The sequence below is a fragment of the Streptomyces sp. GL_148 genome (genome assembly GCF_057834205.1).
In genome coordinates, this window is the sequence record NZ_CM174396.1 from 5,782,859 (window position 1) to 5,800,576 (window position 17,718).

The 17,718-nt window shown below is 72.7% G+C and carries 10 protein-coding genes; 3 read left to right on the forward strand and 7 right to left on the reverse strand.

The window, feature by feature from the left end; all coding sequences use genetic code 11:
• Nucleotides 1-22 precede the first annotated feature (22 nt).
• Genes AC3IYI_RS26720 through AC3IYI_RS26740 form a run of 5 tightly spaced genes read right to left on the reverse strand, consistent with a single transcriptional unit; the run spans nucleotide 23 to nucleotide 7,997 of the window.
• Complete coding sequence (locus tag AC3IYI_RS26720) at nucleotides 23-1,243, reverse strand: TIGR04053 family radical SAM/SPASM domain-containing protein (RefSeq protein ID WP_489406120.1); 1,221 nt, start codon at nucleotides 1,241-1,243, stop codon at nucleotides 23-25.
• A gap of 17 nt (nucleotides 1,244-1,260) precedes the next feature.
• A complete protein-coding gene (gene narI / locus AC3IYI_RS26725) occupies nucleotides 1,261-1,986 on the reverse strand; it encodes a respiratory nitrate reductase subunit gamma (RefSeq protein WP_489406121.1) in 726 nt (241 codons plus the stop codon).
• Nucleotides 1,986-2,747, reverse strand: coding sequence for a nitrate reductase molybdenum cofactor assembly chaperone (gene narJ, locus AC3IYI_RS26730; protein WP_489406122.1), 762 nt, complete (start codon nucleotides 2,745-2,747; stop codon nucleotides 1,986-1,988). The genes narI and narJ overlap by 1 nt, the downstream gene beginning before the upstream one ends.
• Before the next feature lie 11 nt (nucleotides 2,748-2,758).
• Entirely contained in the window at nucleotides 2,759-4,321 is a 1,563-nt protein-coding gene (gene narH / locus AC3IYI_RS26735; protein WP_489406123.1) for a nitrate reductase subunit beta, read from the reverse strand.
• A gap of 4 nt (nucleotides 4,322-4,325) precedes the next feature.
• On the reverse strand, nucleotides 4,326-7,997 hold the full coding sequence (locus AC3IYI_RS26740; protein WP_489411680.1) for a nitrate reductase subunit alpha: 3,672 nt from the start codon (nucleotides 7,995-7,997) through the stop codon (nucleotides 4,326-4,328).
• 293 nt (nucleotides 7,998-8,290) lie between these two features.
• Here AC3IYI_RS26740 and AC3IYI_RS26745 point away from each other — a divergent pair, with 293 nt between their 5' ends.
• Nucleotides 8,291-9,040 (forward strand): YwiC-like family protein, encoded by a 750-nt coding sequence (locus AC3IYI_RS26745; protein WP_489406124.1) that lies wholly within the window; start codon nucleotides 8,291-8,293, stop codon nucleotides 9,038-9,040.
• 16 nt (nucleotides 9,041-9,056) lie between these two features.
• Here AC3IYI_RS26745 and AC3IYI_RS26750 read toward each other — a convergent pair whose 3' ends face one another.
• Together AC3IYI_RS26750 and AC3IYI_RS26755 are read right to left on the reverse strand one after the other, a co-directional pair.
• Nucleotides 9,057-9,941 carry a GNAT family N-acetyltransferase gene (locus AC3IYI_RS26750; protein WP_489406125.1) on the reverse strand — a complete coding sequence of 295 codons (885 nt, stop codon included), beginning with the start codon at nucleotides 9,939-9,941 and terminating at the stop codon, nucleotides 9,057-9,059.
• 42 nt (nucleotides 9,942-9,983) lie between these two features.
• Nucleotides 9,984-12,737 (reverse strand): lysylphosphatidylglycerol synthase transmembrane domain-containing protein, encoded by a 2,754-nt coding sequence (locus AC3IYI_RS26755; RefSeq protein ID WP_489411681.1) that lies wholly within the window; start codon nucleotides 12,735-12,737, stop codon nucleotides 9,984-9,986.
• 253 nt (nucleotides 12,738-12,990) lie between these two features.
• On the opposite strand from AC3IYI_RS26755, the gene AC3IYI_RS26760 reads away from it, so the two are divergent.
• Together AC3IYI_RS26760 and AC3IYI_RS26765 are read left to right on the forward strand one after the other, a co-directional pair.
• Nucleotides 12,991-13,338, forward strand: coding sequence for an MGMT family protein (locus tag AC3IYI_RS26760; protein ID WP_489406126.1), 348 nt, complete (start codon nucleotides 12,991-12,993; stop codon nucleotides 13,336-13,338).
• Nucleotides 13,339-13,671: 333 nt separating this feature from the next.
• Nucleotides 13,672-17,622, forward strand: coding sequence for a UvrD-helicase domain-containing protein (locus tag AC3IYI_RS26765; RefSeq protein ID WP_489406127.1), 3,951 nt, complete (start codon nucleotides 13,672-13,674; stop codon nucleotides 17,620-17,622).
• Nucleotides 17,623-17,718: the final 96 nt, after the last annotated feature.

Consider the following 17,718-nt stretch of genomic DNA (forward strand, 5'->3'; position numbering starts at 1 on the left):
GAAACGTATGGGACGGGGTGGGTCAGCGCCTCATGCTTTCGGCCAAAGCCCTGAGGTCCTCCTGATAGGGGAAGCTGCCGGGCTCGTACGCGCAGTAGGGGTCCGCTTCGAGCACGTCGCGCGTGAAGCCGTACGCCCGGGAGCGCGATCCGCCGCACACCGTCTTGAACTCGCACGCCCCGCACGTGCCGCGCAGCAGCGAGGGGTCGCGGAGCTTGGTGGAGAGCGCCGATCCCCGGTAGATCTCGGTCAGCGGGTGGTTCTTCACGTTGCCCGCCGAGAGGGGCAGGAAGCCGCTGGGGTGCACCTCACCCGTGTGCGAGATGAAGACGAAGCCGCGGCCCGAGGAGACGTCCATGGGCGGCCGGCGCACGGCCCGCCGCTCCCCGTCGAAGACCCCCAGCTCGCGGGCGCCGGCCGTCAGGCGCTCGTAGAGCGGGCCCAGAGCGGGCCGCTCGCCGCGCGCGTCCAGGATCGTGCGCTGCAGCACGACCCGCCGGAAGTGGTGGCCCTCCGTCGTCTTGGTGGCCATCACCGCCCCGCAGTCGTACAGGAAGTGCAGGACGTCCTCGATCTCGGCGGCGGTCAGGGAGTCCAGCTGTTCCCCGCGGCCGGTCGGGACCAGGACGAAGCCCGACCAGAGCATCGCGCCCTCGCGCTGGACCAGCGCCGCGATGTCGGCCAGGTCCTCCAAGCTGTCGTGGGTGACCGTGGTGTTGATCTGCACCTTGAGCCCGAGCTCCCGGGCGGCCCGCCAGCCGTCCAGCGTCCAGTCGTAGACCCCGGGCACGCCCCGGAAGGCGTCGTGGCGCTCGGCCGTGGAACCGTCCAGGGAGAGCGAGAGTGCGATGGCCCCCGCTTCCCGCACCGCTACGAGGTTCTCCCGGGTCAGCGTCGGCGTGCCCGACGGGGACACCGCGACCCGCAGGCCGAGCGAGGTCCCGTACGCCACCAGGTCGGTGAGGTCGGCGCGCTGGAAGGGGTCCCCGCCGGTGATCACGAAGAGCGGGCTGGGCTTGCCGAAGGCGGCGATCTGGTCCATCACCCCGCGGGCGTCCGCCCCGTCGAGCTCCTCGGGGTGGCGCAGGGTCTGCGCCTCGGCCCGGCAGTGCAGACAGGCCAGCGGGCAGGCCCGGGTGGCCTCCCAGATGACGATGAAGGGCCGGTCGGAGACCGCGTGGCGGGGGCTGCGGACGACCGTGGGGGCGGAGCGGGGATTCACCGGACCGGAGCGGGTGTTCACGGGACCGGGGCGGGGATTCAAGAGACCCGCTCCCAGCCGCGCTTGCTCGGGCGGTCGGCGAGCTGCTTGGGGTCCCGCTTGCGGTAGACCACGTACGGCCGGAACAGGTACTTCAGCGGCACCGAGAACATGTGCACCAGGCGCGAGTACGGGATCAGCGCGAACAGCGTGAAGCCGAACAGGATGTGGATCTTGAAGGCGAGCGGGGCGCCCGCCATCAGGTGGTAGTCCGGGGTGAAGGTGAACAGGCTGCGGAACCATACGGAGATGCCGTCGCGGTAGTTGTAACCGTCCGTCATCCCCGCCGAGTTCAGCAGGGTCGCCGTCAGTCCGAGGATCATCGCGCCGAGCAGGAACGAGTACATCAGGTGGTCGCTGCGCAGGGTCGCCCTGCGCACGGCCGGCACCGTGAAGCGCCGGTAGACCAGGATCCCGATGCCCGCGGCGGCCGCGACGCCCGCGACCGTGCCGGTGGAGAGTGCCATCAGGTGGTACGCGTGGTCGCTCAGGCCCACCGCGTCGGTCCAGCTCTTGGGGATGAGCAGGCCGACCACGTGGCCCACGATCACGAAGAGCATGCCGAAGTGGAAGAGCGGCGAGCCGATGCGCAGCAGCCGCGACTCGTGCAGCTGCGAGGAGTGCGTGGTCCAGCCGAACTTGTCGAAGCGGGCCCGCCAGGCCGTGCCCGCGATCAGCAGGGCGATCGAGACGTACGGGAGTACGCCCCACAGGAGGAGGTCCATCAGGCGGGCATCCTTTCGGAGGCGACGGAGGCGACGGAGGCGACGGAGGCGACGGGGGCGACGGGGGCGACGGAGGCGACGGAAGCGGTTGAGGGAGCCGTCGTGGGCCAGGGGAGGTCGGTCGGCGCCCCGAGGGGAAGGTCGGCCGGCATGTCGAGGCCCGGCCCGAAGGGTTCGAGCGCCGAGCCCGCGCCCACCAGCTCCTGCGGCGGCCCGCTCGATGCGAGGGCCTTCGCCTCCGCCTTGGTCTCGGGGGAGGTCCCGGGCAGCGTCGCGCAGACCGCCTCCAGGATCCGGGCGTACGGGGATCCGGACTCGGTGAGCGCCAGGCGCAGCAGTTCCAGCCCGGCCCGGTGCTCCTGGAGCAGCCGGGTGCCGGCCTCCTCCTCGCGGGCGGCGAACTCCAGGGCCACCGGCAGGAAGTCGGGCAGCTCCTCGCCCGCGAACTCCAGGCCGAAGTCCCGGTAGATCCGCTTCAGCCGGACCAGGGACAGCCCGCGCCGGCGGGTGTCCCCGTCCACCCACCAGGTGAGGTAGAGGCAGCGCCGGTTGCGGGTGTCGAAGGTCGAGGTGTACTGGGAGCACAACTCGATCGGGGTCTGCACCTCGGCCTCGTCGAGGAACGCCCCGAGGAGTCGGGCCGGTTCGGCGGGCGCCCCGGCGAGGGCCGCACGGAGCCGCGGGAGTTCGTCGTGGAAGTAGTCGCCGGGATACTGCAGTACGCAGCCCGCGACCAGCCGCACCAGTGCATCGCCACTCATCGGGTCCCGGTTCACGAGCGCCTCCTGGTGTCCCCGAGATTGAGCATCACCCGGGGTTCGGGCAGCGCGCCGACCGGGCAGCCCTGGTCCGCGTCGTCCAGCGGGTGGGAGTCGGCCAGGGCGTCGGCCTCGGCGCGGGCCGGGGGTCCCCCCTGGGCCGCCAGGCCCAAGGGGGAGCTGGGGATCACGAAGCGGTCCTCGATCTTGGCGATGGCGAGGAGCCGGAACATGTCCTCCATCTCCTGGCCGGACAGCCCGACGGCCCGTGCGATCGACTCGTCCCGCTCTTCGCCCAGGTTGACGCGGCGCATGTAGGCGCGCATCGCGGCCATCCGGCGCAGCACCGCCTCCACCGGCACGGTGTCGCCGGCGGTGAGCACCGCGGCGAGGTACTCGACGGGGATGCGCATGGCGTCGATGGCGCCGAAGAGGTTGCCGGCGTCCTCGCCGTCGCTGCCGGTGGCGGCGACCGCCTCGACGACGGGGGAGAGCGGCGGGACGTACCAGACCATCGGCATCGTCCGGTACTCCGGGTGGAGCGGGAGGGCGACCTGGTAGGTGGCGATCAGGTCGTAGACCGGGGAGTTGCGGGCCGCGTCGAGCCACTCGTCGGTGATGCCGGCCGCACGGGCGGCGGCGATCACGGCCGGGTCGGCGGGATCGAGGAAGCACCCGACCTGGGAGGGGTACAGATCGTGCTCGTCCTCCACCGCGGCGGCCTCGGCCACCTTGTCGGCGTCGTAGAGCATCACGCCGAGGTAGCGCATCCGGCCCACGCACGTCTCCGAGCACACGGTCGGCATGCCGACCTCGATGCGCGGGAAGCAGAAGGTGCACTTCTCGGCCTTGCCGGTCTGGTGGTTGAAGTACACCTTCTTGTACGGGCATCCGGTCACGCACATCCGCCAGCCGCGGCACTGGTCCTGGTCGACCAGGACGATGCCGTCCTCCTCGCGCTTGTACATCGCGCCGGAGGGGCAGGAGGAGACGCACGCGGGGTTGAGGCAGTGCTCGCAGATCCGCGGGAGGTAGAACATGAAGCTCTGCTCGAACTCGAAGCGGATCTTCTCGCCGACCTCGTCGCGGATCTTCTCGATGATCGGGTCCTGCGGGGCGTGCGTGGGCGCGCCGCCGAGGTTGTCGTCCCAGTTCGGACCCCACTCGATCTTGTCGATGGGCTCGCCGGTGAGCTGGGAGACGGGCCGGGCGGTGGGCATGTCGTCGCCCGCCGGGGCCTCGGTGAGGTTCTTGTACTCGTAGGTCCAGGGCTGGTAGTAGTCGTCGATCTCCGGCAGGTCCGGGTTCGCGAAGATCTTGCCCAGCTTGGCGAGGCGGCCGCCCGCCTTGAGGCGGAGCTTGCCGGAGCGGGTGCGCTCCCAGCCGCCCTTCCACTTCTCCTGGTCCTCCCAGCGGCGCGGGTAACCCTGGCCGGGGAGGGTCTCGACGTTGTTGAACCAGACGTACTCGGTGCCCTGCCGGTTGGTCCACGCCTGCTTGCAGGTGACCGAGCAGGTGTGGCAGCCGATGCACTTGTCGAGGTTCATGACCATCGCGACCTGTGCCATAACGCGCATGCTTCTAGAACTCCACCTTCTGGTCGCGGCGGCGGATGACCGTCACCTCGTCGCGCTGGTTGCCGGTCGGGCCGAGGTAGTTGAAGGCCCAGGTCAGCTGGGCGTAGCCGCCGATGAGGTGGGTGGGCTTGAGCATCACCCGGGTCAGCGAGTTGTGGATGCCGCCGCGGCGGCCGGTCTTCTCCGTCTTGGGGACGCCGACCGTGCGCTCCTGCGCGTGGTTCATGTAGACCGTGCCGGGCGGCATCTTGTGGGAGACGATCGCGCGGGCGGTGATCACGCCGTTGCGGTTGACCGCCTCGATCCAGTCGTTGTCCCGGACCCCGATCGCCTCGGCGTCCTGCGGGGACATCCACACCGTCTGGCCGCCGCGGCCCAGCGTCATCATGTAGAGGTTGTCCTGGTACTGGCTGTGGATCGCCCACTTGTTGTGCGGGGTGAGGTAGCGGACGGCCACCGACTTGGCCTTCTCGTCGACCGTGCCCAGCTCGGGCTCCCCGTACAGGGTGTGCATGTTCAGCGGCGGCTTGTAGACGGGCAGGGACTCCCCGACCTCGTGCAGCCAGTCGTGGTCGATGAAGAAGTGCTGGCGGCCCGTGAGGGTGTGCCAGGGCTTGAGGTGCTCGGTGTTGATCGTGAAGGCCGTGTACCGGCGCCCGCCGGACTCGGAGCCCGACCACTCCGGCGAGGTGATCACCGGGACCGGGCGGGCCTGGGTGTCGGCGAAGGTGATCCGCTTGCCCTCGGCCTCGGCGGCCAGGTGGGCCATCGGGGTGCCGACCTTCTTCTCCAGCGTCTCGAACCCCTGGGTGGCGAGGCGGCCGTTGCTGGTGCCGGACAGCGAGAGGATCGCCTCGCAGGCCTGCTGGGCGGTCTCCAGGCGCGGGCGGCCGTCGGCGACGCCGCCGCGGACCGTGCCGTTCTTCGCGCCGAGGTAGGCCACCTCCTGGCCCACGTCGAAGGTGACCGCCTTCGTGGTCACGCCCAGCGTGTCGACGAGCGGGCCGAGCGCGGCGAACTTCTCGCCGACCGCCCCGTAGTCCCGCTCCACGACCGCCAGGTTGTACATGGTCCGGCCCGGTACGGGCTCGCACTCGCCCTTCGACCAGTCCAGCGCGACCCCGCCGGGCTGGGCCATCTCGCCGCCCGGGGTGTCGTGCTGCAGGGCGGTGGCGACCAGGTCCTTGCGCACGCCCAGGTGGGTCGTGGCGAGCTCACCGAAGCGCTCGGCCAGCCCCAGATACGCGTCGTAGTCGGAGCGTGCCTGCCAGGGCGGGTCCACGGCCGGGGTGAAGGCGTGCAGGAAGGGGTGCATGTCCGTGGAGGACAGGTCGTGCTTCTCGTACCAGGTGGCCGCCGGGAACACCACGTCGGAGAGCAGCGTCGTGGACGTCATCCGGAAGTCCATGGACATGAGCAGGTCGAGTTTGCCCTCCACGTCCTCCTCCCGGTACGTCACGTCCTTCGGCGTGCAGCGCGGCCCGTCCTCGGGCAGGTTGGAGTGGGTGCCCAGGAGGTGCTTCAGGAAGTACTCGTTGCCCTTGGAACTGGATCCCAGCAGGTTGGCCCGCCATACGTTCAGCACCCGCGGCCAGTTGTGCGGGGCGTCCGGGTCCTCGCCGGCGAAGCCGAGCTCACCGCTCTTGAGCTGCCGGACCGCTTCCCCCACCGGGTCCTCGGCCTCGCCCAGCTCCAGCGGGTTGCGGTCGAAGGTCGGGTACGAGGGCATCCAGCCCATCCGGGTGCTCGCCGCCAGGCAGTCCGAGCCCGTCATGCCCGCGAAGGCGCCGGAACCGAGCGGGGAGGCGAGCGCCTCGGCCGGCAGGGTGTCGTAGCGCCACTGGTCGGTGTGCAGGTAGAACCAGGCCGCGCCGATCATCTGGCGCGGCGGGCGCGACCAGTCGGAGGCGGCGGCCAGCGTCGCCCAGCCGGTGACCGGGCGGCACTTCTCCTGGCCGACGTAGTGGCCCCAGCCGCCGCCGTTGCGGCCCTGACAGCCGGTGAGGGTGAGCAGCGCCAGGAAGGAGCGGTAGATGGTCTCGGAGTGGAACCAGTGGTTCGTGCCCGCCCCCATCAGGATCATGCAGCGGCCCCGGGACTGCTCGGCCGTCTGGGCGAACTCCCGCGCCACGCGCGCCGCCTGGGCCGCCGGAACCGAGGTCAGCGACTCCTGCCAGCCGGGCGTGCCCGGGGCGCTCGCGTCCTCGTAGCCGGTGGGCCACACGCCGGGCAGGCCCTCGCGGCCGACGCCGTACTGGGCGAGCATCAGGTCGAAGACGGTGGTGACGAGCTTGCCGCCGAGGCGTCGTACGGGCACACCGCGGCGGATCGTGCCGCGCGGCTTCCCGTCCTCGTCGACGCCCTGTTCGTCGTCCTCGAAGCGGGGGAGGGTGATCTCCACGCTCTCCACGCTCTCGTCGGCGGTGCCGTGGAGGGTCAGGCGCGGGACGATGTCACCGAGTTCGAGATTCCACTCGGGCTTCTCGTTCTTGCCCCAGCGATGGCCGAGCGTGCCGTTCGGGACGACGGTCTCGCCGGTCGTGTCGTCGATCAGCACGGTCTTCCACTGCGCGTTCTCGCCCGCGTCCGGAAGACCCGTTTCTCCGAGATCGGCGGCGGTGACGAATTTGCCCGGAACCAGGCCCTGTTCGGTTTCGGTGAGGGAGACCAGGAAGGGCAGGTCCGTGTACTGGCGGACGTAATCCGTGAAGAAGGGGGTCTGCTTTTCGACGAAGAATTCCTTGAGGATGACATGGCCCATCGCGAGGGCCAGCGCACCGTCCGTACCGGGGTGTGGGTGCATCCATTCGTCGGCGAATTTGGTGTTGTCCGCGTAATCCGGGGAAACGGTGACGACCTTCTGGCCGCGGTAGCGAGCCTCGGCCATCCAGTGGGCGTCCGGGGTGCGGGTGACGGGGACGTTCGAGCCCCACATCATCAGGTACGCGGCGTCCCACCAGTCGCCCGACTCGGGGACGTCCGTCTGGTCCCCGAACACCTGCGGGGAGGCGACCGGGAGGTCGGCGTACCAGTCGTAGAAGGACAGCATCGGCGCACCGATGAGCGAGTGGAAACGGGCGCCCGCCGCGTGCGAGGCCATCGACATCGCCGGGATCGGCGAGAAGCCGGCCACGCGGTCCGGACCGTGCTCCTTGATCGTGTGCACGTGCGCGGCGGCGACGATCTCCGTCGCCTCCTCCCACGTCGCCCGGACCAGCCCGCCCTTGCCGCGCGCCTGCTGGTACGTACGCCGGCGCACCGGGTCGGACTGGACGTCGGCCCAGGCCTCGACCGGGTCGCCGAGGCGCGCCTTGGCCTCGCGGTACATCTCCAGCAGGGCGCCGCGCACGTACGGGTAGCGCACCCGGGTGGGGGAGTAGGAGTACCAGGAGAACGAGGCGCCGCGCGGGCAGCCGCGGGGCTCGTACTCGGGGCTGTCGGGGCCCACGGAGGGGTAGTCGGTGGACTGGGTCTCCCAGGTGATGATCCCGTCCTTGACGTAGACCTTCCACCGGCAGGAGCCGGTGCAGTTCACGCCGTGGGTGGAGTACACGACCTTGTCGTGGCTCCACCGGTCACGGTAGAAGGCCTCCGCGGCGCGGCCGCCGGTGTGGTGGACGGTCCGCAGGTCGTCCGAGACCTCGGCGGTCCGGAAGAAGCTGCCCGCCTTGATCAGCGATGCGGCGGCGTCCTGGAGTCCGTGGCGTACGTCGCGTCCGCGGCGTACGTGGCGCTCGTGCAAGGCGACCTCCAGGCCGGGATAAAGGCGGTGCGTGGGGTCCGGGCAAGATGACCCAGACACGACGCTACGCCCGGCGCGGAGGCGAATCCGATGACAAAGGTCCCGTACGGGCGTGACCTAATTCCGGTCTTTCACAGGCCGAGTGGATGCCACGCTGGAAGAGGCCAACTCCTTTGCGGAGGCGGAAATTACGAGCCCGAATGCCAATGAACGGAAGGCTTCGTCAGGTGTCGCGGTACAGGGGGAAGAAGACGGCCTGGATCCCGGACCAGCACGGGGCGTGGGCGATGCTCACGGTGCCCTTCCTCGCGGGTGCGTTCCTCTCGCCGCGGCCCGGATGGCAGCACGCCCTGCTCCTGGCGGCCTGGCTCCTCGGCTACGCGGCGGTCTTCCACGCCCAGCAGTGGCTGCGCCTGCGCCGGGTCGCCGCACGCCGCCCGGCGGTGGCGCGGCGGCACGTCCGCCCGGCGCTCGTCCTCGGCCTGGCGACCGCCCTGGCGGGGATCCCGCTCGCGGCGCTCCACCCCTGGCTTCTGCTCGCGGGCGCGGCGGCGACGCCCTTCGTGGCCGTGAACTCCTGGTACGCGTCGCAGAACCGCGAGCGGTCCCTGCCCAACGGGCTGGCCGCGGTGGTCCCGGCGTGCGGGATGCTGCTGGTGGCGGCGCGGCTGGGCGGCGGCGACCCGCCCTGGGCGCCGGCCGCCGCCTGCCTGCTGTACTTCGCGGGCACGATCCCGTACGTGAAGACGATGATCAGGGAGCGCAACTCCCTTACGCACTACCGCGGTTCGGTGACGTACCACGCGGCGTCCACCGCCATGGCGGCCTGCCTCTCCCCGTGGCTGGCGATCCCCTTCGCGGCCTACCTGACCCGGGCCGCCGCCCTCCCCGGGCGCGGGCTCAAGGTGGCGGCGGTCGGAGCGGTCGAAATCGTCGGGTCGGCGGCCCTGTTGGTGGCGCTGCTGCTGATCTTCTGACGGCCGCGGCGCTCCGTCAGAGGGGGAGCGAGCGGAACTCGTCCAGGACGGCGAAGCCCGTGCCGTCGTACAGGCTCATCGCCACCTCGTTGCCGCCGAAGACGTTGAGCATCAGCGCCTCGTCGCCGGCCTGCCGGGTGACGTACTCGCCGACGGACATCGCGGCCCGGCCGTAGCCCTTGCCGCGGTGCTCCTCGTACACGTCCAGCGCGAAGCCGAAGGTCACGCCCGGCAGGAAGCCGTGGTTCAGGTGGCCGGTGCCGATCACCTGGCCGTCGGCCTCCATCGCGTAGAAGGCGTGCCCCGGCGTCCAGTAACCCTGCGGGAGGTAGCGGGCGAAGTCCTCGTCGGACTTCTCCTTGGCCTGCTCCGGGGTCAGCGCTCCGGCCCCGATGATGTCCGCGATGTACGCGGCCTCGTCAGCGGCGAACCAGGCCGGGAACTCCTCCTCGGTGAGCCGGCGGACGGTGAGCTCCGGCGGCAGCTCGGGCCGCTCGGCCACCGCACGCATCCGGTTCTGTCCCCGTACGAGGTAGCCGGGGAACGCCTCGGCCCCCGCTCCACCGGGGAGCCGGACCTCCACCCGATGTGCGCCGTGCTCCGCGCACCACCGCTCGGCCCACTCGCGCCCCGCCGGGACCGTCAGGTCGTGGATCTTCCCCACGGCCGCTCCGCTGACCTGCTCCACCCCGACCGCGATCCACCCGGTGCCGTCCGTGGCCACCACCCAGTCGTCGATCCCCTTCACCGCACGGTCCGACAGGGCCCGGGCCAGCGGCTCGGAGCACCCCGCGTCCCGATACTCGGCGAGCACCCGCTCCTCGAACCCGCCCCGCCACTCGGCCCGGTCGGCCACGATCCGTATCCCGCTCGTCCCGCTCGTCCCGCTCGTCCTGTTCATCCGGCCAGCCTAGGCAGGGCGGCCGACCGTGCTCCAGGGGATTTAGATCGCTTCCTTGCGCGTCAGGAAGTTGAAGGAGATCCAGCCCGGCAGCACCGGCAGCCAGAACGTCATCAGCCGGAACATCAGCACCGCGGCGCCCGCCACCTGGCCGTCCAGTCCCGCCGCGATCAGGCCCAGCGTCAGCGTGGCCTCCACCGCGCCGATGCCGCCCGGTGTCGGCGCGGCCGAGCCCAGGGCGTTGCCGGCCAGGAAGACCACCGCGATGCTCGCGTAGCTGATGTCCTCGCCGCCCCCGAAGGCGCGGATCGAGGCATCCAGGCACATCACGAAGCAGCCGGTCAGCAGCAGCATCCCGCCGATGCCGGTCAGCAGCTTCTGCGGCCGCTGGAGCACGTCCAGCATGCGCGGGACCACTCCCGCGAACAGGGCCCGCACCCGGGTCGCCACGAACTTCCGCAGGAAGGGCACGGCCGTGACCACCAGCACCAGCACGGCCACCGTCAGCAGACCGGCGATGACCGTCCTCGACGGGGTCATCTCGGGGGTCTTCTCGGTCCCCGTCAGATAGCCGAAGGACAGCAGCAGCAGGATGTGGCTCGCCAGTCCGAAGAGCTGCGAGGCGCCCACGCTGGCCACCGCGAGCCCCGGCCGGATGCCGGCCCGCTGGAGGAAGCGGGTGTTCAGCGCGACACCGCCGACCGCTGCCGGAGCCACCAGTTTCACGAAGGATCCGGCGACCTGGGCCCATACGGTCCGCAGGAACGGCACCCGCTCGGGCACGAAGCCCAGCAGGCTCATCGCCGCCGCGAAATAGCTGAGCGCGGAGAAGGCGAACGCCACCCCGACCCAGCCCCACTGCGCCTGGCCGACGAGCGTCCCGAACTCGACGTGCGTGATCTGCGTCAGCAGGAAGTACGCGCCGATCGCTCCCGCGATGAACGACACCAGCGTGCGCGGCCGGATCCGCTCCAGCCGGGCCGGCTCCACCGGTGCCTGCGGACGGATCAGCAGCACCTGCTGGCGGATCTGGCTCAGCAGATCCTCCTCGCGGGCCCCGTCGAGCGCGTCGTCCAGGGCCCTCTTCTCGGCCTTCTTCTCGGCGGTGGAGCGCGAGCCGGCCGACCCGGAGGCGGCTTCCCGCGCCGCCTTCGCCGCCCGCGAGGACTCCAGTACGGCTTCCCGCTCGCGGTCCGCCCGCTCCCGCGCCAGCTTGCGCAGCGTCGCCCGGGTGGAGCGGCTCAGCGCGATCGGCTGGAGCAGCGGCAGGCAGTCCGCCACCGCGTCCGGGCCGAGCACCGACACCGCCGAGGCGACCGAGCGCTCGGCGCCGACCCGCAGGCCGAGGGTGGTGAGCAGCTGCGCGATGTCCATGCGCAGCACGAGGTCGCCGGCCGCGATCTCGCCGCCGCGCAGGTCGGTCAGGGTGATGGTGCTCGCCGCGGTGCCACCGCCGGTGCCGCTGGTTCCGCTGGTTCCGCTGGTTCCGCTGGTTCCGCTGGCGGAACGATCCACCACGAGTGCGTCCCCGGTGAGCCGCCGGTGCGCGATCCGCCGGGACTGCAGGGCCCGTACCTGCTGCCAGGCGTTGCGGGTCAGCTCGTCGGTGATCTCCTCGTCGGCCAGCTGGTCCAGGCTCCGGCCGCCCAGGTGCTCGTAGACGAGCATCACGGCGTCCGGGCCCAGCTCGGAGGTGGCGATGAGCTTGGGCGCGTTGGCTCCGGCGGCGATGGCCGCGTACGCGAGCAGCGCCTCCTGCTCCAGCGCCTGGCGCAGGGACTGCAGACTGCGCCGGGTGGTGATCCCGCGCAGCGTGAGGCGGCGCCAGACCCGGTAGTAGAAGCCCTGGGCCTGCTGTTCCCGGTCCACGACGGTGACGTCGAGCGGCGGGCCCTCCTCCAGGGTGACGTGGTAGCGCCGCCCGCGGTCGCTGACCTCGGTGCTGTCGTGACCCTCCGGGGACTCGGCGCGCATCGCGCTGACCGGCTGGAAGCCGACCCGGCGCAGTCCCGCGAGGAGGTTCTGCCCGGTGGGGCGGACGTTCGGCGAGCCGACCGCGTACAGGGTTCCGTACGCGACGCTCCAGCCGATCAGCACGGTCAGGATGATAGAGAAGGGGGTGGTGTAGCCGCCGACCAGCATCGCGAAGGCGTCCAGCAGCAGGACCACCCACAGGGCGACGCGCCAGCGCGGGCGCCGGGTCATCCCGACGGCAGTCATGTACGCGATCACGGGCGCGAGGTAGCCGTGGACCGGGTCGGTGAGGGCCCCGTCGGCCATGGTGGGGCGGGTGAGGGCTTCCTGGATGGTCACGGGCGCGGCCTGGGAGACCCAGAGGTCGGTGGCGAGGGTGACCCCGTGCGCGAGGACGGCGGCGAGCACGCCGTCCGCGATGCGCAGTCCGTCGCGCTTGATCAGCCGCTCGATGGCGAAGGCCACGGGGACCAGGAGCACGGCGATGCTGGACACCAGCCCGGCGACCTTGATCAGCACGTCGGGCGCCTGGCCCGTGCCGTTGCTGATGTCGGCCTCCAGGCCCGCGGTGGTGCCGTGGGCGAAGGCGGCGATGCCGAGGACGACGGCGATGCCGAGGATCCCGACGAGGAGGCGTACGAGGTCGGAGGGGCGGTGCACGCGGGCGGCGAGCAGCGGCTCGTCGACCTCGACCTGGTCGGCGGCCGTCGGGGTGTGGCCGTGCGGGGTCTCGACGTCCTCGGGGGCCGGAGCCTGCGGCAGGTCCGGGTGCAGGTCGGCGTGCACGTCCGCGTGCACGTCCGCGTGCAGGTCTGCGTGCATGTCCTCGCGACCCTGTGGCGGGCCTTCGTCTGGGCGCGCGCCGTCGTTCGCCGTCGCGCCGTCCGGAGGACTCACACCCTGCTCCTTTCCCGTCACTTCCGTCTCTTCTTGATCACGTATCACGCGTCACCGCCCGGAAGATGGTGGCATGGACGGACGGCCGTAGGGGGCAGCAGGGTGCGAGCCGGTCCGGAACACCGGCTTCCACGCGCGTGCCGCTCCCTTGTCGGTCCGGTGCGGCAACATGGGCCGAATGAGCGAAGAGCTGCCGGCGTACGCGGAGCGGGTGCTGGAGGCGGCCGAGCGGATTCCGCCCGGCCGGGTGATGACGTACGGCGACATCGCGGAGTGGCTCGGCGAGGGAGGGCCCCGTCAAGTGGGCCGCGTCATGGCGCTGTACGGAGGAGCCGTGCCCTGGTGGCGCGTGGTGCGGGCGGACGGCCGTCCGCTGCCCGGCAGCGAGCGGCGGGCGCTGGAGAACTACCGGGCCGAGGCCACCCCGCTGCGGCTCACCGGCGACGGCGAACCGCGGCTCGACATGCGGCGGGCACGCTGGGACGGGCACGGCGGGGACACGGCGCGGGACGAAGGTCACATCTGACAGCTTCGGCCATGTGCGGCCCGGAGGGGCGGTCGAAGAGACGTGCGAAGCCCCGTACGGGGGATGCGCGGAACCGGACGGCAGTGATGACCGGCGCGAGGGCCGGCGCGAGGACCGGAGTGAGGACCGGAGTCCCGGGGAAACTGCGCCCGCCGCACGCCTTGCCGTAGCGTTGCCTCTTCGGCTTCGGCTTCGGCTTCGGCTTCGGCTTCGGCTTCGGCCATCGCCTCGGCTCCGGTTTCGGCCACTGCCCGAGACGTCACCACAGGAGCAGCAGCAACCGCTGCGGCAGCGACCGCCGCAACGGCAGACCCACCAGGACCGGCACCCCACGTGAACACCTCTTCCTCCGACGGCCACCGCACCGAGCGGCGGCGTACGCGGACCCCGGACGCGTACCGCCTGGTGCGTACCGGCGCGGAACGGGTGGATCCCCCTGTGCTGGACGCAGCGCAGCGGGCGGTGGTTGAGCACACCGGCGGACCGCTGCTGGTCCTGGCCGGACCGGGCACCGGAAAGACGACCACACTGGTGGAAGCGGTCGCCGCCCGCGTCGAGGCCGGGACCGACCCCGCCCGCATCCTGATCCTCACCTTCAGCCGCAAGGCAGCGGTGGAACTGCGCGACCGGACCGCCCTGCGGCTCGGCGGGGCGCGCGCCCCGCAGGCCACCACCTTCCACTCCTTCTGTTACGGACTGGTCCGCGCCCACCAGGACGCGGAACTCTTCGCGGACCCGCTGCGACTCCTCTCCGGCCCGGAGCAGGACGTCATGGTCCGCACCCTGCTGGAGGGCCAGCGCCGGATCCGCTCGATCCGCTGGCCGGACGACCTGCGGGCCGCACTGACCACGCGGGGCTTCGCGGACGAGGTCCGCGCGGTGCTCGCCCGCGCCCGCGAGCTCGGCCTGGGACCGCAGGCCCTCTCCGACTTCGCGACCCGCCTCGGCCGGCCCGACTGGAAGGCGGCGGCGGCCTTCCTCTCCGAGTACCTGGACGTCCTGGACCTCCAGGGCACCCTGGACTACGCAGAACTCCTCCACCGCGCGGTGCTCCTGGCGGAGCGCACCCCGTCACTCTCGTCCATGTACGACGTGATCTACGTGGACGAGTACCAGGACACGGACGCCTCGCAGCTGCGCCTGCTGCGCGCACTGGCCGGCCCTGCCGGGCGGCTGACCGCATTCGGCGACCCCGACCAGTCGATCTACGCCTTCCGCGGCGCGGACATCAACAACATCCTGGACTTCGACACCTCGTTCCCCGGAGCGGAGGTCCACGCCCTGACGACCTCCCGCCGCTCGTCCTCGGTCCTCCTCACGGCCACCCGCCACCTGACGACCCGCATGCAGGTGCCGCGCCTGCCCTCGGCGGCGGTACGGGCCCACCGTGCGCTCGCGTCGACGCGCGAGGGGGGCCGGGTCGAGGTCTTCACCTACCCCACGGCCGGCGCGGAACTGGACAACATCGCCGACATCCTGCGCCGGGCCCACCTGGAGGAGGGCGTGCCCTGGCAGGACATGGCCGTCCTGGTCCGCGCGGGCGGCCGTACCCTGCCGCAGATGCGCCGCGCCCTGATCGCGGCGGGAGTCCCGGCCGAAACGGACGGCACGGACGCCCCCCTCCGCCACGAACCGGCCATAGCCCCCCTCCTCACGGCCCTGCGCACCCTCGCGGAGTCCACCACCCCGAACACCGCGAACCCCTCACTGTCCGGCTCCGCCGACGCCCCGGGCTCCGCCGAGGCTCTGGCCGCGGCCGCGGCCGAACTCCCCGGCGCCGAGGGCGCCGACGCGAGCGAGCCCGCCGGCACCGCCGAGCCGGTCGGTCAGGTCACCGACTCGGCCGCCGAAGGCGGCGCCGAGCCGTCCGGCCCGGATGCTGTGCCCGGCTCCGCCGCTAACCCGGCCGGGGCCGAGGGCGAGCCGCCTGCCGGAGGCGAGGCGGCGTCCGGCGCCGCAGGCGCCGGTGTGAGCGAGCACGCTCGCAACTCTGGGGCGGGTGGGCGGGGGACCTCCCCCGCCGCCGAAGGCGGCACCGGTCTGTCCGGCTCCGCCGGCGCCCCGGACGCGGCACTGGCCGGACTGTCCGACGGAGTCGGGGATGCTTCCGGCGCCGCAGGCGCCGGTGTGAGCGAGCACGCTCGCAACTCTGGGGCGGGTGGGCGGGAGACGTCCCCCGCCGCCGGAGGCGTCACCGGTCTGTCCGGCTCCGCCGGCGCCCCGGACGCGGCACTGGCCGGGCTGTCCGACGGAGTCGGGGATGCTTCGGGCGCCGCAGGCGCCGGTGTGGGCGGGCCTGCCCGCGAGGGCAGCGCACCCGCCGCCGAAGGCGGAGTCGACCGGCCAGGCCCGGCGGACGCCGCGACCGCGTCCCCCGACGAGCCCGCCGCAGGCGAAGCGTGGATCGGGGTCGAGGCCGCGCTCGTGCTGCTGTCCTCGCCGCTCGGCGGGATGGACGCCGCCGACCTGCGCCGCCTGGGCCGCGCCCTGCGCGACGAGGAGCGGGCCGCCGGCGTCCGCACCCCCGCGCCCTCCGACGTCCTCCTCGCCCGCGCCCTCGCAGAGCCCGAGCGGCTCGTCGCCCACGACCCCGCCTACGCCCGCGGAGCGCAACGCCTCGGCCTGCTGCTGCGCAAGGCCCGCGAGCTGCTCGCCGGCGGCGGCACCGCCGAGGAGGTCCTGTGGACCCTCTGGGACGGCACCCCCTGGCCGCAGCGCCTCGAACGCAGCGCCCGCCGCGGCGGCCCCGCGGGCCGCAACGCCGACCGCGACCTCGACGCCGTCTGCGCGCTCTTCGACACCGCCGCCCGCGCGGAGGAACGTACCGGCGGCCGCGGCGCCCTCAACTTCCTCGAACAGCTCGAAGCCGAGGACATCGCCGGGGACACCCTCACCCCCCGCGCCGTCCGCCGCGAAGCCGTCCGCCTCATGACCGCGCACCGCTCCAAGGGCCTGGAGTGGGGACTCGTCGTCGTCGCGGGCGTACAGGAAGGGCTCTGGCCCGACCTGCGCCGCCGCGGCTCCCTCCTCGAAGCCGACCGCATCGGCCGCGACGGCCTCGCCGAACCCCTCACCCCCGGCGCGCTCCTCGCCGAGGAGCGCCGCCTCTTCTACGTCGCCGCCACCCGCGCCCGCGACCGCCTCGTCGTCACCGCCGTCAAGGCCCCCGCCGAGGACGGCGACCAGCCCTCCCGCCTCCTCACCGAGCTCGGCGTCCCCGTCAAAGACGTCACCGGCCGCCCCCGCCGCCCCCTCGCGGTCCCCGCGCTCGTCGCGGAACTCCGCTCCACCACCGTCGACCCCGACGCCTCGCCCGCCCTGCGCGACGCCGCCGCCCGGCGCCTCGCCCGGCTCGCCGTGCTCACCGACGACGAGGACCGCCCCCTGGTCCCCGCCGCGCACCCGCAGCGCTGGTGGGGGCTGTACGAGCCCACCCGCAGCAGCGTCCCGCTGCGCGACCGGGACCACCCCGTCGCCCTGTCCGGCTCCGCCCTGGAGCAGCTCGCCAACACCTGCTCCCTCCAGTGGTTCCTGGGCCGCGAGGTCAAGGCCGACGCCCCCTCCACCGCCGCCCAGGGCTTCGGCAACGTCGTCCACGTCCTCGCCGACGAGGTCGCCTCCGGCCGCACCCCCGCCGACCTCGCCGTCCTCATGGAACGCCTCGACTCCGTCTGGGACTCGCTCGCCTTCGACGCCCCCTGGAAGTCCCGCCAGGAGAAGGACAACGCCCGCGCCGCCCTGGAACGCTTCCTGCGCTGGCACACCACCGACCGCGGGGGCCGGGCGGCCGTGGCCACCGAGCACGACTTCGACGTCACCCTCGAAGCGGGGGAGTACGCCGTCCGGGTGCGCGGCTCCATGGACCGGGTCGAGGCGGATGCGCAGGGCCGCGCGTACGTCGTCGACTTCAAGACCGGCAAGTCCGCGCCGACCGCCAAGGAGGTCGAACGCCACCCGCAGCTCGCCGTGTACCAGCTCGCCGTGCGCGAGGGCGCCGTCGACGAGGTCTTCGACGGCCTGCGCCCCGCACCGGGCGGCGCCGAACTCGTACAGCTGCGCCAGGGCGCCGCCCAGCGCGACGGCGGCGACACGGTGCCCAAGATCCAGGCGCAGCAGGCCCTGGAGGGCGGCGCCCCCGGCGAATGGGTCGGCGACCTGCTCGCCACCGCAGCCGGCCGGGTCCTCGACGAGCGCTTCGCACCCGCCCTCGGCAAGCACTGCGACCACTGCTCCTTCCGCGCCTCGTGCAGCGCCCGCCCCGAGGGCCGCCAGACGGTGGAGTAGGCCGCGCGGGGGCCGGCCCGCGGCGGCCGGCCCGCGAGCCCGGCACCCCAGCCCGGCGGCTCTCCCAGCCCGGCACCCCAGCCCGGGGGCCCGCCT